Genomic DNA, 26,279 nt, shown 5'->3' on the forward strand with positions numbered 1-26,279 from the left:
AATACGAAACGGATTAAGGCAAAATTAAAAATGAGCCCGGTACAATACCGGACTCACTTTTATCAAGCTGCCTAATGAAATAACCGTGTCTAACTTTTAGGGGTCACTTCAACTATTACTGCTCTTTTTCCATTATTACAAGTTATCACAAATCTAATTGCTAACATCTCTGCACCACTAATAATAAATCGTTTTCCGTCTTATACGTTGTTATATACGCTACAATGGCTAAAAACAGTCTTTTTACTATTATTAATGATTTTGTTTCCGGTCTTATCCACAAACATTATAGCTCTATTAACTTTTATTTTTTTCATTTCATTATGTAGTGGATGGAGCGCTCCATTACTATACAGCATTCTTCCGCGCCTTACACCGAAAGAAAAATTAGTAAAAGTAAATAGTATCTTTTCCTTTTCAACACAAATTGCGCAAGCCGCCGCTTATTCATTTACGAGTGTTATCGTTCTTCTCATTGGCGCTACATCTACACTCATGATTAATAACATGTTAATGATTTTTGGATGTATTGCATTACACCTTTCATTACGTACCATACATACTGAACGAATAGCAGATCCTCCCTCTTCAAAAAGTACTGCTTTATCGGAAGGTTGGAAACTCTTATTTCAAAATCCTTCTCTCCGTACCGTTACATATATGGACTTAATTGAAACTTTCGCCGGGACAATATGGATTGGCGCTATTACGATGGCATATGTTACGACTATTCTTCATAAAGGCGAAGAATGGTGGGGATATATTAATACAAGTTATTATGTTGGCACGTTAATCGGTGGTCTATTAGCATGGAAAATGAGTTCCTATATTCAAAACAATTTAATACGATCTATGTCGATTGGCTCTCTTATATTTAGCATTCTTACATTTTTATATGGTATGACGAGCAGCGGATTTATTGCGCTTTTTCTATGTGTTCTAATGGGACCATGTTATCAAATTAGAGATATTTCCCAAACGACTGTTTTACAATCAAGTGTCGCCCCTGCTTTATTATCAAAAATGTATACAGCACATGGTGTACTTCTTTCAACAGCCTCTGGACTATCTATGCTTAGTGTTGGCATTATTACTGATATGTTCGGTGTTCGTACAATTTATATCATCGCTTCTATTCTTATTTTATGTTCCGCTTGTTTATCTTTTAGTTTATTAAAATATCATAAAACAGAGCAGAACGATATTTCACTTTAATCACTAAAACAAAAAGGACAGGCATTCCCTGTCCTTTTTATTTATTCTATTCATGACAAGTTTGGGATTTTTCTATGTTTTGTCGCCTGTTCAAAAGCATAAGCTAGCTTAATTAACATCCCTTCACTAAAGGCAGTACTTGCAATCGTAATTCCAAAAGGTCTCCCGCTTTCCATATACCCTGCAGGTATTGCTATAGACGGATAACCCGCTTTCGCACATATAGTAGAAGCTATATAGGAAGGAAACAGTATCGCATCAAGATTATATTTTTCCAATGTAAAATCAATGCCTTGTTCTTGTGAAAAATATATATCTTCTAATCTTGCATTTAAATATTCTGGATTTCGTAACGTATTAGGAAAATCTTTTCTTCCTTCTAACTTAGTTTGTCCATATTTTAAAGCTCTTTCTGCTATGTTTTTATTAAACTCCATTAACTCCGAAATAGAATGTACCGGCATAGTAGAAGGTAATTTAGAAAGATAGTTATCTAAACTATGCTTCAGTTCATAAAGCGGCACTCCCCAACTCCATTCTCTATGAAAAGAAGGCATATTAATATTTTCTACTACTGTCGCTCCTTCATTACGTAATACTTGGATCGTTTCCTTAAACAAGATTTCATCATACTCACCATTTTCGTAATAATCTTTTGGTGCATCGTTAAACACACCAATCTTCGCTCCATTTAAGCCATTAACATTAAGATATTTTGTATAATCCTGCTCTGCCCTACCTTCACTTCTATGAGTAGCAACATCTTTCTCATCTACTCCAATTAAACTCCCTAGCAAAATAGCAGCATCTGTTACCGTTCTAGCAAATGGTCCAGCTGTATCTTGCGAATAAGTAAATGGAATAATTCCTCTACGACTAATTAAACCGACAGTCGGTTTAATACCTACTACAGAATTTTGAACAGCGGGGCTCAAAATAGAAGCATCGGTTTCTGTCCCAATAGATACTACTGTAAAGTTAGCGGCAACTGCTATCGCAGATCCTGTACTAGATCCGCCAACAAACATATGGTCCTTGCCCGTTCCGTATGGATTGATTGTTTGACCACCTCTTGCACTATATCCAGCCCACATTTCAAAAGACATTGCATTTGCTAATTCTGTCATATTTGTTTTTCCTATTATTACTGCTCCGGCTTCTCGTAATTTTGTAACGAGAAATGCATCTTCACTGCTTATATTTTGTTCTAGAGCAATCGTACCTGCACTTGTATGCATGGAGTCATTCGTTTCAATATTGTCTTTAAGCAAAACAGGTATACCATGTAATGGCCCCCTTATACCTTTTGTCTTTCTTTCATAATCTAACGCTTCTGCAATAAAAATAGCATCTGGATTGATTTCTAAAATAGAATTAATTTCCGGTCCGTCTTGGTCATACTTTGCGATTCTATGAAGATAATACATCACTAATTCCTTTGAAGTTAACTGCCCAGATTCCATTTCGGTTTGTATATCATGAATTGTTAATTCTTTTTTTAATACTGGATTAAACTGAATCTCCATTTATATTCTCCCTTATAGCAACTTTTTTGCGTATAACTCTTACTTTTTCATCTTTTCACCCCAACTATTCCAAACTAATATTCCTTTAAAGAAATTCAATTTATCTATTCAAAAAGCCTTTAATTTCCCGAAAAATAAAAAGAGTCTGAAACGAATGAACTTTCGCTTCAGACTCTTTTATTACTTTACATATATCTCATCTAATAAGTGTAAAAACTCTCCTTGTTTCCCTGCTAATTCAGGGCATTTTGCAATATTAACCCATTCGTAGCTAAAAGCTAAACCTTGATCTTTCTCACCAGCACTTACTATATGTTCCCATGTATCTTTTACATCGGTTAGTAAAGTTACATGAAAAAAGTGACGTTTTTCATATTCCTGTTTTTCCTTCACATGTATAATGTAATCTGCTAAAAAACGCTCTATACATAAATGACGTAATCCGGATTCTTCCTGTACTTCACGCAATATAGCCGCTTCTAACGTTTCACCTTCATCAACCGTTCCCCCTGGCACTTGAATACCAGCTTCATGTATATCACGATGTTTAAAAACCAGTAATTGCATAACCCCCTCTTTTTCTCTTGTAATATATGCATGTACTTTTTTCTTATATAACATCGTCATTATACGTCTCTCCCCTCAATCATTTACTCTGTTACTTCTTCAAGCGTCAGTTGATTATCATACAAATATGTAGCTTGTGGATTTCCCACATACCTTACGTGCCATGGTTCATACCGATAGCCCGTAATCGTTTCTTTCGCTTTTGTGTATCGAATCACAAAACCAAATTTATGGGCATTTTCAGAAACCCACTGACCTTCTTTCGTTTCCCCAAAAACCGTCTCTAACTGAAATTTAGCAGATTGAGACGTAATATCCATAGCTAATCCAGTTTGATGCTCACTTGTGCCAGGAACCGCGCTAGACATTGCTGTTTTTGCTTCCCCATCTTGTTTTTTATACATCGTATTTAATGCTTTTTGTCGATCAAAGGATCTAAATCCAGAAACTGCAAAAAGGAAAATACGCTCGTTGTTAGCTTGCTGGAACATTTCCTCAAGCGCCCTCGCTGCCTCTTTTCTCATCTTTTTCTTTTCTTGATCACCTTCACTAGAGTAGCGCACTTTCGGAATAACTAAATCTGGCGGTCTATAACCATCTGGTAAACGCCTACTTTTATTCACAAGTACAAGCATTGAATTCGGATTATTAATTACCGCAATATCCCCATCCATATTAGCAATCGTTTCTTTCGCTTTTGGAAATATGCTATTTACACTTACTTCCCGCGCCTGCTTATCCTTATACATTTTATAATTGATTCCTGCTACTCCAACAATAATTATTGCAGCTACGATACCGAGTAGTGCCCATCTTTTTTTCATATAACGACCTCTTATTTTAATAATTTGGCCATTTCATACTCATCGATGTCCTTTCCATCGATAATAAGAGCAGCTTTTTTGACACCTTCTTTCTCAAATCCAGCTTTTTTATATAGTGCCTGAGCTCTTGTATTGTGGGCCATTACTGTTAATTCTAAACGCCATACATCATGTAATTTTGCCCACTTCTCAACCTCTTTAAACAATCTCGTCCCAATACCTCGCCCGTTATACTCTTGCAAAATACCAATTACAATGCTTGCCACATGCCTCTTTCTTTGAATGTTATTTCCATTCACTAATATAAAACCTATTATTCTCTCATCTTCAACTGCTACAAATATTGTTGCATATTCATTTTCTATAAATCGCTGGATCATTTTTTCTTGTTGCTCAGCTGTAGTTTTCCTTTCTCCTGGTTCATATAACATAAACTTCGTTTCTTCATCTAATTTCTTACTTAATTGCAAAAATGATGCTGCATCTTCTACTTTGATCTCCCTAATCACCTAAATCACCCTATCAATTTCATAATATAAAAATTTTCCTTGTAAAAAGATTTTCTCTGCCATTTCAAAAATCCCTTTCTAATTCTCCTATTATAATTAGACAAATTTCGATATCGCTATAATAATTATTAATCATGTCCATTTTGTGACATCTTGCTATCCACATTTCAAACCAACACAAAAAACGTAAGCATTACACTTACGCTTTTCCAAGATTAAAGTGAGCTAATAATTATCGATAGATACCCTGGCTAATTCAAGTTTCACTTTATCCATTCACTTTTTCTGCCTGCCAAAAATATTCACCAAATGCTTTAGCAAGTGCATCAATTGATCGATTCAATTCTTCCTCCGTATTATCTACACCGCCAACTTCTATTAATATCGCTTGTCCTGATAAATCTTGATTATAGATTCCATTTCCTGTTTGGAAACCTTTTTGAATGACCCCACGACTCACTCCTGGATATTTCTTATTAATCGCCTCATGTAAAGCTGTCGCTAATTGTAAGTTTTTTTCATAGTTTTTATTTCCTTTCCCTACTACAAATGCAAGCTTTGCATATGATTTATCTCCAATTGTTTTTGTCGTTACATTCTTTCGGGCACTATCACGATGCAAATCAAAAAAGTATTGAAGATCTTTATTTCCAGCCATAGCTTGCTGCACAATTTCTCGTGACATTTTATACGAACTATTACTGTTTAAACCTTTACTTATTAACTTTTGACCAACATCACTCTTATCGTTAGTAGCTCCAATCCCTTCACCTTCTAGTTGTTCACGGAAACGATCTCCTAATATAGAAATATTCGACACAGAACTCGTTGCTTTATTCGGATTCGGGTCATTCGTTAAGTTAAGTAAAGGTAAATAAGATTCCCAGCTATGTGTATGATAAATAAACGCAACTTGTCTCTTCCCAGTCGTTTGGGACGGCTGTTTTTTCTCTTTATTCGTATCTTGTTTAGGTGCTTGTCCAGTTCCACTAGTCCGTTCCTTCACTACTTCTTCAAGAGGAACACTCGACTCTATCGGTAAGTTAGAATAATTTGTACCCTCACCCGCAATAACAATTTCTGTATCGTACTTACCAAATCCCGGGAGCTCTTTCCCGACAAAACTGCGTACATCATTAAAGCGAATATTTGTAGCCATAGAAAAGAGAAAAGAAGAAATTGAAAAATCTTGATTCAAATTTCGATACTCCTGTGTAAAATAATGATTCTCTTTTCCAAGTACATACATGTAACCATTCATCGATAACTCATTTAACCAATTATATAAATACGTTGACTTTGTCTCTTTCATAGAGGTTACCATCAGACTAATAAGAAAAAAAGTCGCTAGCACTGTAGTAATAACAAATAAAACTAACTTACGCATATTTGTAAACTTCATAAAAAAAAAGCCCCGATTCATACTATCACCTCTCTATTTCAAGTTATGTACAAGCCCTAGAGAATAGACCGTTAAAATTTCGGCTATATTGTTAATGAGGTGAAATGAATTGAAGCTATTAATAGGAATATTACCAATCGCTCTATCATTCATTTTTTATTTGTCCGCTAAGCAACCAAAAATCTCTATTGTGCTACATATTTCTGCGTACTTGGCACTATATGTACTTGGTACAATTATTTCCATTAATATATACGATGTTTTAATACAAGATTTAGTTTTCATGACGAGCATTCATGGAATTTTACTGAATCCATTTTTCCTTATTGCAGGAGCGTATATAGGAACATACACTTTGTACCTACTTTTGTCTCACATTATTATGAAAATAAAAAATGGAGCGTAATGAAATGCAACCACCATTTATCTGTCATACATGCAAAAAAAAAATTGTGAGAAAGAAAGACCTTATTACAGCCACATGGTACTTCCGCTTTTATTTATTTCACAGTGATTGTTTTAAACGACAGCAAGTGTTCATCTCACGATTTCTCCCTGTGAATACACTTTTCAATTTCTTTCTTATTATATATGGACTTATTTTTGGCAGTATTCTTATGATTACAGAACCATCTATTATTTGGCTGACTTTCTTTTTTCCTATTTTTTATCGGTTTCTTTCTTATTATTATGTGGAACGTTTTTTCTCTACATAACGCGCAGACTGACCTCTCGGAATACTTAAACATTCCCACTCGTTTTCTTTTAACATCTTCCCAATGTAAATAATCTGACCAATATGCAATGCATAATGAGAAATTTGCCTTTCAATTGCTTGCATGACAGTATGTGCTTCACCGCGAATGTATACCGTCTTCAATAAGTGTTCCGGCGTTAAAGTATTCATCGTATTAAAAACATATTTCCATCCTTCTTGCCAAGCTATAAGGGTTTCTTCTTTTGAATGATAGCATCCTTCAAATTCACCATCTCGATTACGATCTGTTTTTTCACCATCAGACGTTAAAAAATCCGTCCATCTAGAACGCATATTACCGTGCAGATGCTTAATAATAATCGCTATACTATTTGTTTCTTCATGAGAAGACCATTGTATTTGTTCATATGATAATTGAGAAAGTGCCCGTTCCCCTTGTTTCTTTGTTGCTTTAAAGTTCGAAATCGCACATTGCAAATATTCTCGTCCGATATCCATATTAGCCCCTACCTTCACCCTAGCTAATTTTTGTTCCATTTGGCAATTCCATATTAGGCTGAAGTAACACAACATCATCAGCTTCAGGAACGCCGCCAAGCACAAGCACTTCTGATTTGAATCCAGCTACACGCTTTGGTGGAAAGTTTACAACAGCAACGATTTGTTGACCGATTAAATCTTCTGGAATATACCTTTTCGTAATTTGAGCACTTGACTGCTTTATCCCGATTTCTCCAAAATCTATTGCTAGTTTAATCGCTGGTACTCTCGCTTCTTTAAATTCCTCTGCATGTATTACAGTTCCAATTCTCAAATCCAAATTTAAAAAATCTTCAAAATTAGCCATTTATCATTCCCCCCAATTATTACTTAGACAAAATACAAAAATCCCCTTCAAAAAAAGAAAGGTGCCTAAGCACCTTTCTTTTGTAATTCACTTGATTCATTTGATTTATAGAAGAAGAAACCGAGAATCCCGCCAATACATGATGGAATTAACCATCCGATTCCTTCGTTATATAACGGTAACATTTGTAGTACATTAGAAATCGCGTCAATTTTAATTTTCGCACTTTCTAAACCGTTAAAGAAACTAATTAACAATGCACCTAAAATAGCTCCAATATAAATTGTATTACGCTTCCCAATCCACTTATGGAAATACGAAAGTACGATTAATACAATTGCAACTGGATAAATGATCATTAACACAGGTAATGTTACTGCGATTAATTGTGTTAAACCTAGGTTAGATACAATTAAACTAAATACACATACCATTGTTACAATCGTTTTATGCGAAAGTTTTGGGAATAAGTTTGTAAAGAAACCTGCACACGCAGATGTTAACCCAACAGAAGTTGTTAAACAAGCGAGTATAATAACAAGCCCTAATAAAATTTTACCACTCGTCCCATATAGCTCATTTACAACATTCGTTAAAATAAGGCCACCGTTTTCTGAGATACCAAGTGATGTACTTGTTGAACCAAGATAAGCAAGTGATAAATAAATTAACGTTAAACCAAGTACAGCAATAATACCTGATACTACTGTTATTTTTGCAATTTGACTACTCTCTTTTATCCCTTTAGAGCGGATAACTTGTACAACGACAATTCCGAATACAAGCGCGCTAATTGCATCCATCGTTAAATATCCTTGAATAAATCCACCAAAGAAAGCATTTTCTTTGTAAGCAGCTAACGGCGCAGCTGGCTCTCCAATTGGATCAATAATTGCCTTTCCGACAATAACAGCGACAATTAATACTAATAATGGTGTAAGAAATTTTCCGAACCAATCCACTAATTTAGATGGATTTAATGATAAATACCACGTTATTCCGAAGAAAACTATCGTGAAAAGAAATAGCATGTACCACTCTGAAACCATTGCTTCTGATAAAAACGGCTTCATACCCATTTCAAACGAAACAGCTCCAGTACGAGGAATCGCGAAAAATGGTCCAATTGCTAAATAACTAATCAATGGGAAAATAAACGCAAATATAGGGTGGACTCTAGAAGATAGCGCTTTCAGGTCCCCCTCTACAAACGCGACAGCTGTTACAGCTAGTAGGGGTAATCCGACTCCCGTTACAAGAAATCCTATTGTAGCAATCCAAACATTCTCTCCTGCTTGTTGACCTAAAACTGGCGGAAAAATTAAATTTCCTGCTCCTAAAAATAATGCAAATAGCATTAAACCAATTGCTACCGTATCACCTGGCCTTAAACGTCCCTTCATGCTCTTCATTTGCATAGCACTTTTTCATTGTTTATCTCTATATTTTACAATATGCTATGCATCCTCCTCTCTGCTCAAGATGATAAAATATGCCCCTTACAAAGCAGTGTCTTTCTCCATAATTTCTCCATTCCCCTTATTTTTACTCTAATCATTAATACAATTATTATTTTGAATTTTGATTTTTTTGAATTTTTAAATCATTAGAGTGTTATTACGTGGAGTGTAGATGTCAGACCTCTTTGTTTTTATCACACATATAGTAACATATTTAGTTGCAAAATAAAAACATATTTTCAAATTGATTTTTTTGAAAATCGAAATTATCTACATTTTTATTCTCTTACACAAATATTGTTACAATCTCACCTATTATTCAATTGTTATTTTCAAATAACTTTATACACGTAACATACAAAAGCCATCTAATATATAATTAGATGGCTTTTGTATGTTACTCTATCGTTTCAACTTCACGTGGATTTTTCATCTCTTCCACATACACAACTCTAAATCCGTGATCTTCTAAATCTTTCAATAATGTCTCTAATTCACCGTCGTTAAACTCTTCTCCTAATGTAAACATAATTCTACGAACTAATAAGGCATCATTATCAAAAGTCATCAAACTTTGAATACCAGTGTATTTCTTTAAAACTGTCGATAATTTTTGGATTGCTCCATTATAGTCTTGCGTTCCAATCATGACAGAGTATTTACTAGAGTGAACGCCCCATGCATCCTCTAATAACTCAAAAACTTTTTTATGCGTTAAAATTCCAAGGAAAACCCCTTTTTCATCAACTACTGATAAATAAGGCAATTTTTTTATTGTAAAAAATACTTTAAAGAAAGATGAATCTTCTCTCACAAATCCTTCTTTATCGTTTAATAATTGTATTACACTCTCATCAAGTGATCCTTTATATTCTAAAATATCTACTTTATATATATTCCCTAAAAATTTCTCTTTTTTTTCATCTAAAACTGGTACACAACGATACCCCGTTTTATTTAAATGCTCTAACGCTTCCCCAATCGTAATCGAACTTGAGCACAGTAAAACTTCCCTTTTCGGCACGTAATTCCCTTTAATCCTCATAAAAAGCCTCCTTATGTTAAAATACTTTCTGTGCCATAACTATATTATATTTTCAGAAAAAAATAAACGATTTATTTTATTTTTCTGAAAATTATTCATTTTCTTGTCATAATTTATTCATGAATCCTTCACTTGTATATTTTTGCTATCAAATCTTCTCTCTGAATTACTAAATGAAAAATATATTGTAACTTCTTTCAAAAAAAGCTAAAATAAGAATAAGAATTTTCTGAATATTCTAAGAGTAGGTGGTTATATGTCCTTATTACGCTCACATATATGTAAATTTATAATTGGTGTTATTGTTATTTTTGCCATAAGTCCTATTCCAGCTCTTTTTATTACACACAATTACTCTTATCAAAATGGATTTATTAGCATTTTTCAAAACTTCGCACAGCTTTCTTCTATATCAATTCCAAAGGTTGATTGGATGCATGAATCTATCTTTTTCTCAGCAAACCAAATGATACATACTTCTAATCATTCAACACCATTATTCCCTTACATATGGGAAATATATTTTATATCGATTGTTCGTTTTACTTTTACCCTTGCGATCGGATTTTTCATAAGTTTGGGTATCGGCCATTTATTTTTCAAAGTACCTAACTCGTTTAAAAAGTTTACTACTGTATTGAAATGGATACCTTACTCTTTTTGCACTGTAGTATTACAATGTTCAGTCTTATTACTACTTCTATACATCGCACAATTTATAAACCTTCCTTACTACTCATCATTTATCATCGTATGTAGTACTTCCATGATTATCGTTATGCAAGCAGTAAAAAAATGGATTCCTTTCTTAAAAAACACAAATGAATATGAAATAAAACATGATTCTTTTCTTGTAGACACATTGTTTTTAGCGCTTACTTCAAATCATAAATCAATTTTAGGTTCCATTATTCTTTCATTCGTTTTTATGGAATGCGTTTTTCATGCAAATGGACTGTTACAATTTATCGTTCAATTTGGCGGAAATTCACCTATAATTGTTACAATCGGCTTATTACTACTCTATATCCCATATAGCATACTTTCTTTCCTTCAAACACTATGGACCACAAACTACTCCAAGCAACAGTCATACACTTTAACGAGAAGTGTTCCAAAACCTTAATTTAAAATAACCCTCTATAATCTAAAAGTAGGGGGTTATTCCTTTTGTATAGCGGACAAAATAACAGCAAATTCAAAAACTATTACAGAAACATACCAATATTTACCCTTTTCCTTTGACTATTCTTTTCATTTGGATTTATTATAAAAGTATAACATAATTGCAGGAGGTGACATCTTTATTCCAGACCTTGGAATGGAGAACACGCTTGGACATATTAAATATTTTTCTCATCTTTGTACTTATTCTTATTTCTGGCTTTTTCGTTGCATCAGAATTCGCTGTTGTAAAAGTACGAAAAAGTCGAATTGACCAACTTGCAAATGAAGGTAATAAACAAGCTTTAGCTGCAAGAAGCGTCCTATCTAATTTAGATGTTTATTTATCAGCTTGTCAGCTCGGAATTACAATCACTTCTTTAGGGCTTGGTTGGCTTGGTGAACCGACTGTGGAACATATACTACGACCGCTCTTTGAAAAAATTAATATTACTGGAACAATGGCTAACACTTTATCTTTTGTTATTGCTTTTAGTGTTATTACATTTTTCCACGTTGTATTAGGTGAATTAGTTCCAAAGTCTTTCGCAATTCAAAAAGCAGAAGCAATCACACTCAAATTTGCAAGACCGCTTATTTTATTTGATAAAATTATGTATCCATTCATTTGGCTACTCAATAGTACAGCTATATTTTTCACAAAACTACTCGGATTAGAACCTGCGAAGGAAAGTGAACTTGCTCATTCTGAAGAGGAATTGCGACTCATTTTAGGTGAAAGTTTTAAAAGCGGTGAAATAAACCAAACCGAATATAAATATGTAAATAACATTTTTGAATTTGATGATCGAGTTGCGAAAGAAATTATGGTTCCTCGTACCGAAATGATTTGCTTGTCTACTGAAAATACGTTAGAAGAAAATATGGATATCGTCGCTACTGAAAAATATACACGCTATCCAATCATTGAAAAAGATAAAGATGATATCATTGGGATGATCAATACGAAAGAAGTATTCCATGATCAAACGAAAGGTATTTATAAACCACTTGAATCTTATATACATCCTGTTCTAACTGTATTTGAAACCGTTCCAATTCGTAAAACGTTAGTCCACCTTCAAAAAAATCGCGTTCAGATGGCAATCGTTATGGATGAATATGGTGGTACTGCCGGACTTTTAACGATGGAAGATATTCTTGAAGAAATCATTGGAGAAATTCAAGATGAATTCGATGCTGATGAATCACCTATGATTGAAAAGCGTACACCTAAGCTTACTGTTTTAGATGGAAAGGTGCTTATTTCTGAAGTAAATGATATGTTTGGCCTACATATTGATGATAGTGATTTAGATACAATCGGAGGATGGCTTCTCTCTCAAGCAGTTGACTTAAATATTGAAGCTGGCTATTCCATTGAATACGCTGGTTTTCAATTTAAAGTATTAGAACTTGATGGACATCAAGTCAAAAAAGTTGCTGTACATAAACTAGATATTAAAAAGGAGCTATAAAGTGACTGTTTTATTAACAATTTGTATCATTGCCTGTTTCGTTGTTTCATTTCTCGCCTTTATTTATCCAATTATCCCTGGCATACTAGCTGTCTGGGCTGGATATTTGATTTACCATTTCGGTATAAATGGAGGCGAATTAACAACTTCTTTTTGGATTATTCAAGTCATTTTCACTCTTTTCATTTTCGTTGCTGATTTTATTGCAAATGGATATTTCTTAAAAAAATACGGTAGTTCTAAATGGGGCGAACGTGTCGGAATGATTTCTATCATTGTAGGCTCGTTCTTCTTCCCACCATTCGGACTTATTATCATACCGTTCTTATCAGTATTTATAACAGAACTAGTACATAAAAAATCGCCAAAAGATGCTTTTCTAGTTGGAGTCGCTACTGTAGTTGGTTTTTTAAGCAGTACAGTAGCGAAAGCAATTCTCCAAATCATTATGATTATCATCTTCTTGTGTTATATCATCTTTTAACCATCCCGACTTCGGGATGGTTTTTTAATATGCAATACCTACTCGACTATTTTCATATATATTTTTCTTACATAGATCCCATGTAAAGTGTGCTGTATCACCCACTGTAATTTTTGATCCACCCTCTGGCAATATATCTTTTTCAGTTCGATATACCTCTGTCGCCTCACCATCTATTAAATGTGTCGGACAAACAACTGTCCAACATAAATTATTACTATTACTTAGTACCTTATATGCAGCCAAATGATCTTCCGCTGCCGTTGTCGTTTTCCGTTTTGATTCCGTTGATTGAAAACGATATAAATTTAGATCTGTTCTTGCTTGTAAAATACCAGCTGTTCCTATTGTTATGATCCTACGAACCCCATCTTCTTCCATTTCCTTTATAATTTGTGGCATACTCTTCGCTAATGTTCCATTTTGATCCGTTCCAAGTGCACTAATTACTATATCACTTCCTTCTATCGCTTTCTTTATATCATTTTCGTTCAATACATTCCCTTCTATCACTCTTAACCTTTCATGTTGTATTTCTATTCTATTTAAATCACGCGCTAATGCAGTCACTTCAGCTGAATCCTTTAATGCTAAATTAATTATGTTTGAACCTACTCGTCCTGTTGCTCCCAATATACATACTTTCATTTGTTTTCCCCCTCTTTCATTCTCTTTCTATTTTTCAATAATCTCAGTCAATTTACAACAAAAAAACTTCCTCATATATAAGAGGAAGCTTTATTATTACTTTATTTCTTTTCTTTAGAATCAGTAGACTTCTCGGTTCCGCTTGTTTCTTTATCCTTTTTGTCCTCTTGTTGTGTTGTTGTGTCGTCTTCTTTCTTCTTGTCCTCACCTTTACTACAACCTACCATTAATAAAGAACTTGCAAGTGCCATAGCAGTTAATGATTTAACCCATTTGTTCATTTGCGTTTCCTCCTTGTGATAGAATATGTACAACCTCATATTACTCTCTATTTTTAAAGGAGAGATTGAAAAACAGTAAATATACGGTAAATTTTTGTAAATTTTCCGATAACAAAACCTAATTTTAATTTATATATTTCATTTCCAATCGATACACAATAAAACTAGTTTTTTCTCTCAATAGACGTAAAAAAACTAAGGCGCATACCATTTCGCCTTAGTTTCTCATGCAAACTTTTCATTTTCATATAGATGTGTAATCTTATATTCCTTCTTCATAACATATTGCCACACACTATAAGCGTAACGGTTCATTTTCAGGAAACAATTTTCCAAAAATGAGCGAAACTCTGGGTTAGCAACTTCCACTGCAACTTGAGCAAACTTTAAAGCTAATCGTTTCAAATGCGCAATATAACTGGTTGCAATATGAATATCCCCTGTATATTTACTAACTGTTTCCTTTCCCATTTCATGCAAATCAAACTCCATTGTTTCACAGGTTATATGCTGCACATTCTCTCCTTCTTGAAAATTTACTTGTTCATTATATGCTTGTAACATATATGGTAAATGGTGCTGTAATAGATTTTTTAATTCTTCGTCTCTGACCTTTCCAGCATACTCTCCAACCTTGTATATTAGCATATAACTATATTTCATTAATTCTTTCATACAGTCCATTAAAGCGCCTCCCTTCTCTTTTTTTTGTCCATATACTATAAATATGATGCTAAAACATTCGCTATTCTCGCTAAAAACCAATCCCATCTACTAATTTTCTCAAAATCTTCTTCAGAAAATCGTTTTGATTTATGAAAGTCTACCTGTAATCGACTCCATACTTCATCAACAACTGTTTTATCATATATGATACAGTTAGACTCACAATTTAAATAAAAACTTCTATTATCAAAATTCGCTGTCCCAATATCAACAATTTCTCCATCAATAATTGTTACTTTCCCATGAAAAAATCCATTTCGATATTGATAAATCTCCGCTCCAGCATGTAACATATCTTTCAAATATGGATAGGCAGCTTGTTTTAACAATATGGCATCACTTTTAAATGGCACGAGAATTTTCACATTAACACCACGATTTAATGCAGCTTTTAACTCTTTCACCATTTCTTTACTTGGTACAAAATATGGTGTAGCGATAATTAAAGACTTTTTAGCCTTTTTTAAAAGTGCCCCATACTTTTCCCATAAGCCTTTTCCATTTGAAAATAAATATTGATATTTCACATTCCCTAATGTAGGTATACTTTCATGTATAGGCATTTTTTCTCCTGTATCTTCTTTCCAATCTTCGGCGAACTTTCTTTCCATATCCGCTGCACCCTCACCATGGATGCGCACGTGATAATCACGCCATGGCCCAAACTTTGGATTTTGTCCAAGGTACTCCTTTCCGATATTAAAACCACCGACGTATGATACCTTTCCATCTATCGTAACAATACGTCTATGATTCCGTTGATGCAAAGAATAGAACACATTTTTCAGTTTCGGTTTTTTACTAAATGTAAACTTCACACCGTTTTCCTTTAATCGGCTAATTACCTTTTTCTTCAGCTTATATCCACCTATCCGATCGACTGACAATTTCACTTCTACTCCGCTAGATGCTTTTTTCTCTAATAACTGTAAAAACTCTTGGCTTATTTCATCTTTTCCTACAATATAAAAATGAATATATATATACTTTTCTGCATCGTTTATATCCTCAAATAATTTTCTATATAACTCTTCACCGTTCGTATATAATTGAAATTCACCTAATCGAACTTGTCCTAATTCATATTCACTAGCCATTTCCTTCCCCATTTCCACATCGATGTTCATCCAAATGAATACACCTATTAAACAAAGGATTATAGCGAAAAAGTGCTTCATGGATAAATTCCTTTCTCCACTTACTGTTATTTCTATATCTTCCCTTTTTTATTACATTATCATTCAAGAAAATATGTCATTGCATGATATATGTCCATATCAAACAATAGCTCATTTGCATATTGTATGTTGTATCTTAAAATAAAAGGAGGAAATAACAATGGGCTTCGCACATGGTAATGGATTTGCGCTATTAGTCGTATTATTTATCCTCTTAATCATCGTCGGTGCTGCTTGCTTCTGCTAAGTAGCTACTGTCATATGATATGTGGATGAAAAAACTATAAAAGCGGACACCTATTTTTAGGTGTCCGCTTTTCATTTTAAAACCATTTCCGCCTAATATAGTAACTTAAATGGCTAAATATTCATCTCAAAAGGTTAACAATGTGGCTACTTTCTTACTCTCTGCCTTACGTATATGACGCTGTTCTGCACGTAACACAGCAATACGATGTAATTCTTTCTCTTCTTCTGTTTCAGGGATAACACGCGGTACAGGAACTGGATTATTTTCCTTACTAAGTGCCACAAAAGTAACGAATGACGTTGCCGCTATACGCTTCTCACCTGAAATTAAATCTTCAGCCACTACCTTCACAAACACTTCCATCGAAGTTCTTCCCGTCCAAATTACGAAAGATTCATAACTAACACAATCTGAAGAACGAACAGGATGTAAGAAATCGACCCAGTCCATAGATGCTGTGACACATTCCTTTCTCGAATGTCTGGATGCTGAAATAGAAGCAACCATATCCATCTCCGCTAATATCTTCCCACCAAATAGCGTGTTATGATCATTTAAATCTGTTGGGAATACTCGGCTCGTTTTGAACACCCTTGACTCATTGGCTGTTTTCCCCTTTACTTCTGTCATTGTTATCACCCCTTTAATGATTTATCCCTAATATTTCAATAATCACTATACTAAATGAACTACACGTTTAATATTAACAACATTCAGAACTTTTAGTCCACAAAAAAGAACCGATTTTATCAATCGGCTCCTCTAAATACATATTGTTCTTTCGGCTGTTCAACTTTATTCCATTTTGTTACTTCTAATACAGGAATATTCGCATGAAACGGCTGATAAAACTCAGTAGTTATCTCTCCTTCTACTTGAATCCAGTCATCATTATTCCACTCTACGCCTTCTGGCTTTTTCACTAACATACCATACACACCAGAATCTGCTACGCAATGTATAATACCGAAACGGAATAAGAAGTATTGTTCTTTTTTAGAAGAATCATCCCTAAAAACAAACCCTTTAAAAGATAATTTTTTCCCAGTAAACTCGCCAGGATAATTATAAATTGTTTCCATACCCTTTAGGAAGTCTTCATCTTTCAAATTAATATTGTCTTTCGTAACAAACTCTTTCTTCCCTTTTTCCATTACACCACGGTATCCTTCTTTCCCGTAATAAATGCTCGTATCAGGTCTTAGAAATTGTCTTGTCATAAATGGATCCTTACTTTCTGCTTGTGCAACAGGAAAGTGAAATCCTTTCGCTTTAACAATATCCGAATCTAACGTCGCAATTGGGAAAAATAACCCTGAGATAATTGGAAAACAAAACAAGGAGTACGAAAATGCTTTTTTCCACCATGTATTCTCATCTTTTGAATGATCATGCCCGCAATGGCTATGGTCACAACTGCAATCATTTTTCTCTTTTTCCTTTTGGTGCTCTTTTTGGAAAACGACGATAATTTGTATAATCGTTAAGAAACCTAAAATAATTGCTGCTGTTGTTGATAAATAGGCATACTTCATATTGATATACTTCGTAATGTTACCGGAAATATGAAGCTGCGCAATTAATATTGTAAAACCTAATAATATATATGCTCGAAACATAACCTACCACCCCATCGCATAAATGAGTAGTGAGCTTGCATAAACAACAAGAGTAACTGTAACTATAACAACAATTACAAATTTAGTTTTAAATGTCGCAAGCATCATAAACATATTTTTAATATCCACCATCGGTCCGTAAACGAGGAACGCGACAAGTGAAGCTGTTGAAAACGTACTTTGGAACGAAGAAGCGATAAATGCATCTGCCTCTGAACAAAGTGATAATATATAAGCAAGTCCCATCATAACAGCTGATGAAGAAAACGGACCTTGTCCAATAGCAAGAAGTGTTGAAGTTTGTACAAACGTTTGTACCGCTGCTGCAATTAATGCACCTAGTACTAAATATTTTCCCATTGAGAAGAATTCCTCAACAGCGTGTGTACATACATCCCACATTTTTTTACGCAGTGGACGCTTATTATTCACTTCTGGGAAGTGATCATCTCTTAATTGATGTTCTTTAAACATAAAGGATAATATAATTCCAACGATAATGGCTACGATAATCGCTACAATAGAACGATACCATACCATGTGCATACTACTCCCAAAGGCAACGTATGTTGCAAATAAAACAACTGGATTAATAATTGGACCAGTTAACATAAATGCAATCCCTGCGTATGGTGGAACGCCTTTTCCGATTAATCGTCTTACAATCGGAACAATTCCACATTCACAACCTGGAAACAACATACCTAAAAAAGTAGCTAATAAAACAGACAGAAATCGGTTCTTCGGCATCCATTTTGCCACCATATCTTCTGTCACGAACATTTGAATGAATCCTGAAATAAATACACCAATGAGCACGAAAGGAAGTGCTTCGATCAATATGGAGATAAAAATTGTATTCATTTGCAGGAATGCTTTCGGTAATTGAAACAATTCCATGATGTATTTCCTCCAACTTTTCATTAACAATATGTAATTTTAACCCCATTTCATTAATTGAACAAGGTTTATATGGCATACATACCCTTTATATACATTACATTGTACAAGTTATATTCTATTCAAAATTTGAGATTTCATAGCAAAAAAGCTGCTCTAGCGTAGTTATATAACTATGCTAGAGCAGCTTTCTTATCGTTAAAAGTAACGTTTCTTCCAAAAAACAAAAGCTAACGTGAAAGATAGTGTTACACATATGATGAGTACAATTACAAAACCGTGGGCTTCCCCTTCAAACGGAACCTTTACGTTCATTCCAAAGAAACTAGAAACCATCGTCGGTAAAGATAAAATGATCGTAATTGACGTTAACAGTTTCATAACACTATTTAAATTATTTGATATAACGGAGCTAAAAGTATTCATCATTCCACTTAAAATGTGACTATATATTTCCGCCATTTCAATAGCCTGTTTATTTTCAATTAATACATCTTCTAATAAATCTTGATCGTCTTCATACATTTTTAAAAATGTACTATTACGCATTAACTTTTGAATTACAATTTTATTAGCTTTTAATGACGTTGTAAAGTATACTAAACTTTTCTCAAGGCCTAACAATGTGAAAATCTCTTTATTTTTCATTGACTGATTTAATTGATGCTCTAAATCAATTGTTTTTCGATTTATTTGCTTTAAGTATCTTAAATAATAAGTAGAAATCGTATATAAGAGCTGAAGTGCAAAGCGCGTCTTCTTAAACGTATAAAATTCTTTAATACGTTGATTAATAAAACGTTCAAAAATTGGATTCTCTTCTAAGCAGATTGTAACAAAACAATCCGGCATCACAATCATACCTATTGGAATCGTGTCATAAATCGAATTTCCTTCTTCATCATGTCTAACTGTCGGAATATCCACGATAATTAAAGTATTATTGTCTTCCTTTTCAATACGAGAGCGTTCTTCATCATCCAAAGGGTCTTTAATGAAATCTAAGTCTACATTTAAAGTTTGTACTAGATATTGAATTTCTTCTTCTGTTGGATGAAGTACATTAATCCAGCACCCCTTTTGCATTTCCTCAATCTCTTGTAGTTTTCCGTTTCGGTCTGTTAAATATATATTTAACATACTATCACCCCGATTCTTTTTACATGTAGGAATCTACCTCTCTTAAATCACAGTTTTTAAACCGCCATTCTCAGCATATGAAACATACGTTTAAATTTCAATAGAAAAATTATTTTGAAAACGTTTTTATAAGAAAAATATTATAAAGTGAAACTTTAATCAGTGGGGGGCTTCATCCTCACCAATTATTAGCCCTTACAAATCGGGCTTTTACGGGTTATCCGCCCCCAACCAAACTTCTTTTTTTCGCTGAATTTTGAGGTGAGGGTCTCACTGCCCGTTAAAGCGGGATAAACATAGAAAAAGACAGAGTGCTCTCTGCCTTAAAAGCTTATGTTGCCTTTATAACATATTTAGAAAGCATCCACAAGTTAAACCCGACTGAAATCGTATAGCCCGCGTATGTTGAAATGATAAAACTTACATAATCGAAATACGGAAGCAATACAACATTTAAAACTATCTTCACAATAATTCCAATCACTAGTCCTAGCACCGTCTTCTGCTGTTGATTGATTCCTTGTAGCATAGCAGCCGTTACTGTAAAAAGAGAAAATAGTATGCAAGCAGGAGCATAATACTGTAAAATGATTCTCCCCATCTCTGGATCATTTCCAGCACCGAATAAAAGAGTATATACAGGTTTGGCTAACACCATCATTCCAATTGCCGCCGGTACCGTAATTGCTACTACTAATACATTTGTTCTCGTAAAATGTTTGTACAATAGCTTCGTATTTCCTGCTGTGTAAGCTTTCGTCATCTCTGGTACGAGAGACATACTAAAAGCTGTCGCAACGGATACCGGGATAAGCACAACCATTTGAACAAGACCAATTATCGCATTAATTTTTTCCGCTTCTCCTTGCATATACCCTATTTGTATAAGTAGTTTATTAATTGTAAATGTATCAATCGTCTGATACAACGGAATTGCTAAGCCCACCACAACAAAAGGAATAGAATATGTAAAGAGCTCCTTATACAATGAGAAAAAAGATTTCGTTGTTTGTGGTATACTTTCCATCTCTTTTTTCTTTAAGTGCCTTCTCCTTCTTATATAATACGCACTTAAAACAGTTAATCCACCTACAGCTCCCATAAATGCACCGAACGTTGAAATACCAACCGCTAGCGAAACAGAAGCTTTTAAAACATATAAAACGACAAAGCTTCCTATTAAAATGGTTAAAACCCGAAAAAATTGCTCTACAACTACACTTAATGCAGAAGGCCCCATCGATTGGAATCCTTGAAAGAAGCCCCTTAATAAACTCATTACTGGCACAAGTATTAACGCAAAACTTACAATTCGAATATTAGTAGTAACCGCTCCTACACTATTCCCCGTTTGATCATTCCCATCGATGACAAGTTTAGCTAAATGCGGAGCTAGCATATATAACGTAAAACACGAAATGGCTCCCATTATAAACATAAACACGATTCCACTTTTCAACACTCTCTTAACCGTATGATAATCATTCAGTTGATCATATTTTGATACCATCTTTGAAACAGCTAGCGGTAATCCCATTGTTGCTATACTGAGCATGATGGTATAAGGACGATATGCATATGTGTATAGAACGTAACCACTCGTACCGACCATCGCTGTAAATGGTATAACATATATAAACCCTAACATTTTTGATATCATCGTTGCCATCGTTAAAAATATTGTTCCACGTATAAACGGTGACCCTTTCATCACATTCCTCCGCTACGCTTTATTATTACACATTATGGACAACTCCTTTTCTTTAGAACCGAAACAAACAAAAAAAGCCAATGAAAAATCATTGACTTTAACGCGCTGCTGTTTTCTTTTTGAAATACTTTAAACCAAAGTATAGAGCAATAAAAAGAACAGCTCCTATAATTATGTAATGTGTGTAATCAGATGCATACTCTTTAATTTGTCGCCAATTCCCACCAAGTTTTTCACCTAAGTATATAAATAGAATTGACCATGGAATGATCGCTACAACCGTATAAAGTGTAAATAGTTTTAATGGCATCTTAGCTAGTCCTGCTGGAATAGAGATCGCATGACGTACTACTGGGATAAAGCGCGCAGAAAATATTACGCCTGCTCCATAACGCTTAAACCAACCTTCCGCTATGTCTAAATGATGTTTATTAATAAGTAGATATTTCCCATATTTCTCTACAACCGGACGCCCTCCGTAGTATCCAAGCCAGTATAAAAAGATTTGCGCTAAAGTACCACCAATCGTTCCGGCGATAACTGCACCCACAAAACTAATTTTACCATTCGCTACTAAAAAGCCAGCATACGAAAGTACAATTTCACTCGGGATTACTTCAATCATTAAAGCAAGAGCTACTCCAAAGTAACCTAAGCTTGCAAAAAATTGCAATAACTGATCTATTATGTTTGCTAACATGTTCTTTTTTATCTCCTTTTTTCTTCACATACCATCCCATTATTACATAAAGGCTGCAATCTGCCAATATCTTCATTTTAACAATATGTACAATTCAAGCAGGATTAATCTATTAATTTCTCTTTCTGCGGGTCTTTCATGTAGGCAAACATCTCTTTAATTTGGTCTTCTGTATTTCTAGCAATTGATAAATTAGGCAATTCATTTTCACCAAAAAACTCCACCTCTTCTGTTTCAATACTAGTTTTCTTTTCTCCACCAATAATCTCGCATCCAATGAAAATCTTATATACATGCGTCGCCGATGGAGATGGTTGATGTTTTTCTTTATCAAATATAGCTAGTAACTTAAAATGATCTACCTCATAACCAGTCTCTTCGAAAACTTCTTTTGCTGCAACTTCAGTTGGCGTGTAACCGACATCAGCCCATCCACCTGGCAATGCCCATTTCCCATCGCTTTTTTCTTTCACAAATAATAACTTTTCATTTTGAAAAACAACCGCTCTTATATCAACTTTAGGTGTTTGATAGCCTGTCTCACTTGCAAATAATTTCTCTACGACTTCCCAATCTGTTTTCGTGTAATGTGACATCATTGAAATAGAAATATCTCGTAATTGCTGGAAACGCTCAATATCATACACATCCTTAGAATACGTTAAACCCGCTTGAGCTATAGATTGTATTTGTTTTACCCAATCAATCCATTTAATCGTCATATATCCGCATCCCCATTCTCTATCAAATATATTACTTCATTTTTATTGATACATCTTTATTATACAAAAAAAAGAGATTGATAACGTTTCAATCTCTTTCAAAATTAATCTAATTCATGTAAGTGGTCTTGTATATACTTTCTTCTTTTATTTATATATTCATAAATCATATCAGCCTCTTGATCAAATGTTTCTAATTTTTCTTTCATGTATGGATCTTGTAGTAAATATGGGCGAATCAATTCACACAACCCTTCTACTTTCGGCCTCATAAACGAAACTGTGAATTGATTTTCTAATATTTCTTCCAAAATACTTCGATACTGCTTTCTAAATACAGGTATGTCTAGCAATCTTGCACTTAACGTATTATACCCTTGAATGCGAATATATTCATGATTAAGTGGTCTCCCTTGTACATCTCGCCCCCAAGTCGCATCATAATCCCACGGTATAACTTCAAATAAATTTGTTTCATCGTTATGATATAGTGCATAGTTATGAACGAAACCATCAAAGTTTTGCGTAAAAATAACTCCTGCTAACCATCGTAAATATTTATCTACATGTAGAAACTTCCCAATTTCTTTTTCATAGGCTTCCCTCGTCAAAGTATTCGCTTGAAATACAAATTCACTCAGTTGTTCTTCACTATTTTTATTCGAATATTTAAATTCATAACCCGCAAAGAGCTCTGTCTTAACATCTTTATCTCGTTCACTCATTAATGAAAAATTCGCATCATCATCTATCGCATAATAAATAGAACCACTCGGTAATCCTCTATTTTTCAAAAAATTTTCATCAACCGATTCTAACTGTAAATACACACCTTGAATTTGACCATTAATTTTTATAAATACATGTTGTGATTTTGGCGAAAGTACACCAATATCATGAAAAAAATCTAAAGATAATTTATTTCGTATGAGAGACGGATCCATAAACTCCGAATTCAAATGAAACTCTTTCGCACCTTGAAATTTTTTAGGCTTATAAAACATAACATGATAAGACTTTTTCTCAAATTCGCGAATATGAGCTCCTCGGTATACGATATCAATGTCATACTTCTTTTTTCCATAAGTTAATTTTGCTGGCACTGGACTATCTGACCAAATGTCCTTTTTCAATTCCACTAAGTACATTGGATGAACAAAAAAATCATATGAAGGCAGCATGTTTTCTCATCCCTTCTCAGTTCTCTTCATTCAATGTATGCGCCTTGTCTTGTCCATACATCCGCAATCATCTATTTATATAAAATTACACTCTTGTCCTGTTCAGAAAGATGCCTACATACATATCATGTTAAGGAAAAAGAATACCTTTTCACTTTAATACATGATAAGGAGGATTTCTATGAAACGTGATATTAGAAAAGCTGTCGAAGAAATCAAAAGTGCTGGGATGGAGGATTTCTTACACCAAGATCCAAGTACTTTTGAATGCGATGATGATAAATTCACTCATCATCATTGTACAACTGGATGTAAATGTACAACTGGGGGTAAATGTCCAAGAACAAGATGTACTCGCGTGAAACATTGTACGTTCGTTACAAAATGTACGCATGTAAAAAAATGGACATTTGTTACGAAATGTACACGTGTACGTGTTCAAAAATGGACGTTCGTTACGAAAGTAACGCGTAGAAAAGAATGCGTATTAGTTACAAAGCGGACTCGCAGAAAACATTGTACATTCATTACAAAATGCATACGCTTTGAAAAGAAATTTTTCTGGACAAAACGAAGTTTCTGTAAAAAATGCGAATTCTTCCCTAACAGACACGGTCACTCTTGCGATGATTCATGTGATCATGGTAAAGACTGTCACGATAGCGGACACAAATGGAATGATTGCAAAGGCGGACATAAATTCCCATCTTGCAAAAATAAGAAATTCGATCACTTCTGGTATAAAAAACGTAACTGCTAGTTTTTATACCACCCAAAAAAGGCCGTTTTGCGGCCTTTTTTACATTTATTGAAAGTGACTTATATCTGCAAATTGTTTCACTTTACCAATACCCTCTTCAAATTCTATTATGCTCAAACTGGCACTATGCATAAATGGATCATCCCACACATTTTCTATTTCCATTCCCGCGAAATGCCCTATAAGTAATTTTGCTGCTGCCGCATGAGAAACAATCAATATGTTTTGTCCTTTATGCCTCTCTAAAAGAAGCTGCATCCCTTCAATTACTCTTTCATAAACGGCCTCGAAATTTTCGCCTGATGTTGACTGAAAAAGATGTGGCTCATTCCAAAATAGATGTACTTCTTCTGGAAATTGCTTTTCTATATCCGCGATTGTTTGTCCTTCCCATATACCCATGTTGATTTCATAGAAATGCTCATCCGCTATAATGGGTATATCACGTTCCCCTTTTATTAACTCTGCCGTATGAAGTGTTCTTTCGCTCGGACTACTATAGATCGCATGGATTGGTAAATCTTTCATTCGATTCCCTAATTGTTTCGCCTGAACTATACCATTTTCAGTTAAAGCAGAATTTTTTCGTCCCTGCATTCGCTTCGCTACATTCCACTCTGTTTCACCATGCCTTGTTACATATATAGTTGTTTTCATTTCTTACTCCCCCTCACCATGTTGGTCGTAATTCCCACGGTTCAACTCTCCCTACAATCCACTCCGCTCGTTTACTTTCAATCCCTTTTATAACTCCATCAGCTATCTCTTCATGAGTAAGCCATCTTCCATATGTATCTTCTAAAATAAAACCTAAAATAATTCTATAATAAATACATCGCGTACTCCCTATTTTTTGTGCAGGCATACGTGATGCTTTACTACCTAAAATATGAAATAAACTATATGTTTTAGACGACAAATCTAGTTCTTTACAAATATTTGATAGTGCATGCTTTGCACTTGTGTGTACCCATGCAACAACTAATGTGATCGGGCCATTTTTCTTAATTGTACTTTTAATAGCTAGCTTTACATCTTCATCATTATGATAATCTAACGAAAGGCATGTAATATTTTCTGGTGCAGAACTCATTCGCTTAACATTTTCTAAATTCACTTCATCTCGCCCGATAATAGAAACATAAAATCCTTTCTCACAAAGCCACATAGAAACTTTCTTTAGCATTCCTGTTCCACCAATTACAAGTGCATGCAAATGCTATC

The 26,279-nt window shown here is 34.3% G+C and carries 31 protein-coding genes; 8 read left to right on the forward strand and 23 right to left on the reverse strand.

Features of this window, described 5'->3' with window-relative positions:
- The first annotated feature begins 114 nt into the window (after positions 1–114).
- Positions 115–1,215, forward strand: a complete 1,101-nt coding sequence (locus ACS2FK_RS14810; protein WP_063547106.1) for an MFS transporter — start codon at positions 115–117, stop codon at positions 1,213–1,215.
- 50 nt (positions 1,216–1,265) lie between these two features.
- Here ACS2FK_RS14810 and ACS2FK_RS14815 read toward each other — a convergent pair whose 3' ends face one another.
- The 5 genes from ACS2FK_RS14815 to spoIIP form a co-directional block, all read right to left on the reverse strand.
- On the reverse strand, positions 1,266–2,741 hold the full coding sequence (locus ACS2FK_RS14815; RefSeq protein ID WP_063547105.1) for an amidase family protein: 1,476 nt from the start codon (positions 2,739–2,741) through the stop codon (positions 1,266–1,268).
- 180 nt (positions 2,742–2,921) lie between these two features.
- Positions 2,922–3,368, reverse strand: coding sequence for an NUDIX hydrolase (locus ACS2FK_RS14820; RefSeq protein WP_016512975.1), 447 nt, complete (start codon positions 3,366–3,368; stop codon positions 2,922–2,924).
- A 23-nt stretch (positions 3,369–3,391) separates the two neighbouring features.
- Positions 3,392–4,132 carry a M15 family metallopeptidase gene (locus tag ACS2FK_RS14825; protein WP_063547104.1) on the reverse strand — a complete coding sequence of 247 codons (741 nt, stop codon included), beginning with the start codon at positions 4,130–4,132 and terminating at the stop codon, positions 3,392–3,394.
- A gap of 11 nt (positions 4,133–4,143) precedes the next feature.
- A complete protein-coding gene (locus ACS2FK_RS14830) occupies positions 4,144–4,641 on the reverse strand; it encodes a GNAT family N-acetyltransferase (RefSeq protein ID WP_063547103.1) in 498 nt (165 codons plus the stop codon).
- Between the two features lie 268 nt (positions 4,642–4,909).
- Complete coding sequence (gene spoIIP, locus ACS2FK_RS14835; protein WP_001079278.1) at positions 4,910–6,064, reverse strand: stage II sporulation protein P; 1,155 nt, start codon at positions 6,062–6,064, stop codon at positions 4,910–4,912.
- An 88-nt stretch (positions 6,065–6,152) separates the two neighbouring features.
- On the opposite strand from spoIIP, the gene ACS2FK_RS14840 reads away from it, so the two are divergent.
- On the forward strand, positions 6,153–6,449 hold the full coding sequence (locus tag ACS2FK_RS14840; RefSeq protein WP_000770738.1) for a hypothetical protein: 297 nt from the start codon (positions 6,153–6,155) through the stop codon (positions 6,447–6,449).
- Between the two features lie 4 nt (positions 6,450–6,453).
- On the forward strand, positions 6,454–6,759 hold the full coding sequence (locus ACS2FK_RS14845) for a hypothetical protein (RefSeq protein WP_002178927.1): 306 nt from the start codon (positions 6,454–6,456) through the stop codon (positions 6,757–6,759).
- Here the strand turns inward: ACS2FK_RS14845 and ACS2FK_RS14850 are convergent.
- The 4 genes from ACS2FK_RS14850 to cbpA all read right to left on the reverse strand — a co-directional run bounded on the left by ACS2FK_RS14850 (position 6,732) and on the right by cbpA (position 10,113).
- Positions 6,732–7,298 (reverse strand): DUF1572 domain-containing protein, encoded by a 567-nt coding sequence (locus ACS2FK_RS14850; protein WP_000435830.1) that lies wholly within the window; start codon positions 7,296–7,298, stop codon positions 6,732–6,734. The two genes, ACS2FK_RS14845 and ACS2FK_RS14850, sit on opposite strands and share 28 nt — an antisense overlap.
- The gene (csaA, locus tag ACS2FK_RS14855) at positions 7,279–7,608 is read right to left on the reverse strand and encodes a chaperone CsaA (protein WP_001263013.1); all 330 of its coding nucleotides are present in this window, start codon (positions 7,606–7,608) and stop codon (positions 7,279–7,281) included. The genes ACS2FK_RS14850 and csaA overlap by 20 nt, the downstream gene beginning before the upstream one ends.
- A 65-nt stretch (positions 7,609–7,673) precedes the next feature.
- A complete protein-coding gene (gene brnQ4 / locus ACS2FK_RS14860) occupies positions 7,674–9,011 on the reverse strand; it encodes a branched-chain amino acid transport system II carrier protein BrnQ4 (RefSeq protein ID WP_011110049.1) in 1,338 nt (445 codons plus the stop codon).
- Positions 9,012–9,465: 454 nt separating this feature from the next.
- Entirely contained in the window at positions 9,466–10,113 is a 648-nt protein-coding gene (gene cbpA / locus ACS2FK_RS14865; protein ID WP_001220526.1) for a cyclic di-AMP binding protein CbpA, read from the reverse strand.
- Positions 10,114–10,369: 256 nt separating this feature from the next.
- On the opposite strand from cbpA, the gene ACS2FK_RS14870 reads away from it, so the two are divergent.
- The 3 genes from ACS2FK_RS14870 to ACS2FK_RS14880 all read left to right on the forward strand — a co-directional run bounded on the left by ACS2FK_RS14870 (position 10,370) and on the right by ACS2FK_RS14880 (position 13,239).
- On the forward strand, positions 10,370–11,239 hold the full coding sequence (locus ACS2FK_RS14870; protein ID WP_000055268.1) for a hypothetical protein: 870 nt from the start codon (positions 10,370–10,372) through the stop codon (positions 11,237–11,239).
- A 208-nt stretch (positions 11,240–11,447) separates the two neighbouring features.
- Positions 11,448–12,755, forward strand: coding sequence for a hemolysin family protein (locus ACS2FK_RS14875; RefSeq protein WP_000353738.1), 1,308 nt, complete (start codon positions 11,448–11,450; stop codon positions 12,753–12,755).
- Position 12,756: 1 nt separating this feature from the next.
- Positions 12,757–13,239, forward strand: a complete 483-nt coding sequence (locus ACS2FK_RS14880) for a DUF456 domain-containing protein (protein WP_000217339.1) — start codon at positions 12,757–12,759, stop codon at positions 13,237–13,239.
- 24 nt (positions 13,240–13,263) lie between these two features.
- On the opposite strand, the gene ACS2FK_RS14885 is transcribed toward ACS2FK_RS14880, so the two are convergent.
- The 4 genes from ACS2FK_RS14885 to cls all read right to left on the reverse strand — a co-directional run bounded on the left by ACS2FK_RS14885 (position 13,264) and on the right by cls (position 16,072).
- Positions 13,264–13,887: an NAD(P)-dependent oxidoreductase gene (locus ACS2FK_RS14885; RefSeq protein WP_049107633.1), complete on the reverse strand. Its 624-nt coding sequence runs from the start codon at positions 13,885–13,887 to the stop codon at positions 13,264–13,266.
- Between the two features lie 101 nt (positions 13,888–13,988).
- Entirely contained in the window at positions 13,989–14,168 is a 180-nt protein-coding gene (locus ACS2FK_RS14890; RefSeq protein ID WP_001045960.1) for a hypothetical protein, read from the reverse strand.
- A gap of 225 nt (positions 14,169–14,393) precedes the next feature.
- A complete protein-coding gene (locus ACS2FK_RS14895) occupies positions 14,394–14,852 on the reverse strand; it encodes a spore coat protein (RefSeq protein ID WP_000340527.1) in 459 nt (152 codons plus the stop codon).
- 35 nt (positions 14,853–14,887) lie between these two features.
- The gene (gene cls, locus ACS2FK_RS14900) at positions 14,888–16,072 is read right to left on the reverse strand and encodes a cardiolipin synthase (protein ID WP_002023919.1); all 1,185 of its coding nucleotides are present in this window, start codon (positions 16,070–16,072) and stop codon (positions 14,888–14,890) included.
- Between the two features lie 160 nt (positions 16,073–16,232).
- Here cls and ACS2FK_RS14905 point away from each other — a divergent pair, with 160 nt between their 5' ends.
- Positions 16,233–16,319, forward strand: coding sequence for a YjcZ family sporulation protein (locus ACS2FK_RS14905; protein WP_000505094.1), 87 nt, complete (start codon positions 16,233–16,235; stop codon positions 16,317–16,319).
- A 126-nt stretch (positions 16,320–16,445) separates the two neighbouring features.
- Here ACS2FK_RS14905 and ACS2FK_RS14910 read toward each other — a convergent pair whose 3' ends face one another.
- From ACS2FK_RS14910 to cotH, 8 genes are all read right to left on the reverse strand, one after another.
- A complete protein-coding gene (locus ACS2FK_RS14910) occupies positions 16,446–16,952 on the reverse strand; it encodes an acyl-CoA thioesterase (RefSeq protein ID WP_000141164.1) in 507 nt (168 codons plus the stop codon).
- A gap of 119 nt (positions 16,953–17,071) precedes the next feature.
- On the reverse strand, positions 17,072–17,941 hold the full coding sequence (locus tag ACS2FK_RS14915) for a TIGR03943 family putative permease subunit (protein WP_000488043.1): 870 nt from the start codon (positions 17,939–17,941) through the stop codon (positions 17,072–17,074).
- Between the two features lie 3 nt (positions 17,942–17,944).
- The gene (locus ACS2FK_RS14920) at positions 17,945–18,841 is read right to left on the reverse strand and encodes a permease (RefSeq protein WP_000418716.1); all 897 of its coding nucleotides are present in this window, start codon (positions 18,839–18,841) and stop codon (positions 17,945–17,947) included.
- 198 nt (positions 18,842–19,039) lie between these two features.
- Positions 19,040–19,981: a magnesium transporter CorA family protein gene (locus tag ACS2FK_RS14925; protein WP_000932389.1), complete on the reverse strand. Its 942-nt coding sequence runs from the start codon at positions 19,979–19,981 to the stop codon at positions 19,040–19,042.
- A 331-nt stretch (positions 19,982–20,312) separates the two neighbouring features.
- Entirely contained in the window at positions 20,313–21,692 is a 1,380-nt protein-coding gene (locus ACS2FK_RS14930; protein ID WP_063547102.1) for a putative polysaccharide biosynthesis protein, read from the reverse strand.
- A 97-nt stretch (positions 21,693–21,789) separates the two neighbouring features.
- On the reverse strand, positions 21,790–22,392 hold the full coding sequence (locus ACS2FK_RS14935; protein ID WP_063547101.1) for a DedA family protein: 603 nt from the start codon (positions 22,390–22,392) through the stop codon (positions 21,790–21,792).
- Between the two features lie 104 nt (positions 22,393–22,496).
- Positions 22,497–23,114 carry an NUDIX hydrolase N-terminal domain-containing protein gene (locus ACS2FK_RS14940; protein WP_000153584.1) on the reverse strand — a complete coding sequence of 206 codons (618 nt, stop codon included), beginning with the start codon at positions 23,112–23,114 and terminating at the stop codon, positions 22,497–22,499.
- Between the two features lie 104 nt (positions 23,115–23,218).
- Entirely contained in the window at positions 23,219–24,295 is a 1,077-nt protein-coding gene (cotH, locus tag ACS2FK_RS14945) for a spore coat protein CotH (protein ID WP_000938001.1), read from the reverse strand.
- Positions 24,296–24,476: 181 nt separating this feature from the next.
- Between cotH and exsB the strand changes: the two genes are divergently transcribed.
- Complete coding sequence (exsB, locus tag ACS2FK_RS14950) at positions 24,477–25,055, forward strand: exosporium protein ExsB (RefSeq protein ID WP_000817498.1); 579 nt, start codon at positions 24,477–24,479, stop codon at positions 25,053–25,055.
- A 45-nt stretch (positions 25,056–25,100) separates the two neighbouring features.
- Here exsB and ACS2FK_RS14955 read toward each other — a convergent pair whose 3' ends face one another.
- The gene (locus ACS2FK_RS14955; protein ID WP_000858830.1) at positions 25,101–25,712 is read right to left on the reverse strand and encodes a phosphoserine phosphatase 1; all 612 of its coding nucleotides are present in this window, start codon (positions 25,710–25,712) and stop codon (positions 25,101–25,103) included.
- Between the two features lie 13 nt (positions 25,713–25,725).
- On the reverse strand, positions 25,726–26,271 hold the full coding sequence (locus ACS2FK_RS14960; RefSeq protein ID WP_000543127.1) for a short-chain dehydrogenase: 546 nt from the start codon (positions 26,269–26,271) through the stop codon (positions 25,726–25,728).
- Positions 26,272–26,279 lie beyond the last annotated feature (8 nt).

Origin of the sequence: Bacillus cereus group sp. BceL220, from assembly GCF_051776965.1 — a bacterium.
GTDB lineage: Bacteria > Bacillota > Bacilli > Bacillales > Bacillaceae_G > Bacillus_A > Bacillus_A cereus.

Excerpts from the sequence above, each read along its gene's own strand:
- brnQ4 (WP_011110049.1), bottom strand. The coding sequence starts at position 9,011 with ATGAAGGGACGTTTAAGGCCAGGTGATACGGTAGCAATTGGTTTAATG.
- ACS2FK_RS14815 (WP_063547105.1), bottom strand. The coding sequence starts at position 2,741 with ATGGAGATTCAGTTTAATCCAGTATTAAAAAAAGAATTAACAATTCAT.
- ACS2FK_RS14890 (WP_001045960.1), bottom strand. The coding sequence starts at position 14,168 with ATGAACAAATGGGTTAAATCATTAACTGCTATGGCACTTGCAAGTTCT.
- exsB (WP_000817498.1), top strand. The coding sequence starts at position 24,477 with ATGAAACGTGATATTAGAAAAGCTGTCGAAGAAATCAAAAGTGCTGGG.
- ACS2FK_RS14885 (WP_049107633.1), bottom strand. The coding sequence starts at position 13,887 with ATGAAAGTATGTATATTGGGAGCAACAGGACGAGTAGGTTCAAACATA.
- cotH (WP_000938001.1), bottom strand. The coding sequence starts at position 24,295 with ATGCTGCCTTCATATGATTTTTTTGTTCATCCAATGTACTTAGTGGAA.
- ACS2FK_RS14915 (WP_000488043.1), bottom strand. The coding sequence starts at position 17,941 with ATGTTTCGAGCATATATATTATTAGGTTTTACAATATTAATTGCGCAG.
- spoIIP (WP_001079278.1), bottom strand. The coding sequence starts at position 6,064 with ATGAATCGGGGCTTTTTTTTTATGAAGTTTACAAATATGCGTAAGTTA.
- ACS2FK_RS14930 (WP_063547102.1), bottom strand. The coding sequence starts at position 21,692 with ATGAAAGGGTCACCGTTTATACGTGGAACAATATTTTTAACGATGGCA.
- ACS2FK_RS14910 (WP_000141164.1), bottom strand. The coding sequence starts at position 16,952 with ATGACAGAAGTAAAGGGGAAAACAGCCAATGAGTCAAGGGTGTTCAAA.
- ACS2FK_RS14820 (WP_016512975.1), bottom strand. The coding sequence starts at position 3,368 with ATGACGATGTTATATAAGAAAAAAGTACATGCATATATTACAAGAGAA.
- ACS2FK_RS14825 (WP_063547104.1), bottom strand. The coding sequence starts at position 4,132 with ATGAAAAAAAGATGGGCACTACTCGGTATCGTAGCTGCAATAATTATT.
- ACS2FK_RS14940 (WP_000153584.1), bottom strand. The coding sequence starts at position 23,114 with ATGACGATTAAATGGATTGATTGGGTAAAACAAATACAATCTATAGCT.
- ACS2FK_RS14905 (WP_000505094.1), top strand. The coding sequence starts at position 16,233 with ATGGGCTTCGCACATGGTAATGGATTTGCGCTATTAGTCGTATTATTT.
- ACS2FK_RS14920 (WP_000418716.1), bottom strand. The coding sequence starts at position 18,841 with ATGGAATTGTTTCAATTACCGAAAGCATTCCTGCAAATGAATACAATT.
- cls (WP_002023919.1), bottom strand. The coding sequence starts at position 16,072 with ATGAAGCACTTTTTCGCTATAATCCTTTGTTTAATAGGTGTATTCATT.
- ACS2FK_RS14845 (WP_002178927.1), top strand. The coding sequence starts at position 6,454 with ATGCAACCACCATTTATCTGTCATACATGCAAAAAAAAAATTGTGAGA.
- ACS2FK_RS14925 (WP_000932389.1), bottom strand. The coding sequence starts at position 19,981 with ATGTTAAATATATATTTAACAGACCGAAACGGAAAACTACAAGAGATT.
- csaA (WP_001263013.1), bottom strand. The coding sequence starts at position 7,608 with ATGGCTAATTTTGAAGATTTTTTAAATTTGGATTTGAGAATTGGAACT.
- cbpA (WP_001220526.1), bottom strand. The coding sequence starts at position 10,113 with ATGAGGATTAAAGGGAATTACGTGCCGAAAAGGGAAGTTTTACTGTGC.
- ACS2FK_RS14895 (WP_000340527.1), bottom strand. The coding sequence starts at position 14,852 with ATGGACTGTATGAAAGAATTAATGAAATATAGTTATATGCTAATATAC.
- ACS2FK_RS14955 (WP_000858830.1), bottom strand. The coding sequence starts at position 25,712 with ATGAAAACAACTATATATGTAACAAGGCATGGTGAAACAGAGTGGAAT.
- ACS2FK_RS14850 (WP_000435830.1), bottom strand. The coding sequence starts at position 7,298 with ATGGAACAAAAATTAGCTAGGGTGAAGGTAGGGGCTAATATGGATATC.
- ACS2FK_RS14870 (WP_000055268.1), top strand. The coding sequence starts at position 10,370 with ATGTCCTTATTACGCTCACATATATGTAAATTTATAATTGGTGTTATT.
- ACS2FK_RS14935 (WP_063547101.1), bottom strand. The coding sequence starts at position 22,392 with ATGTTAGCAAACATAATAGATCAGTTATTGCAATTTTTTGCAAGCTTA.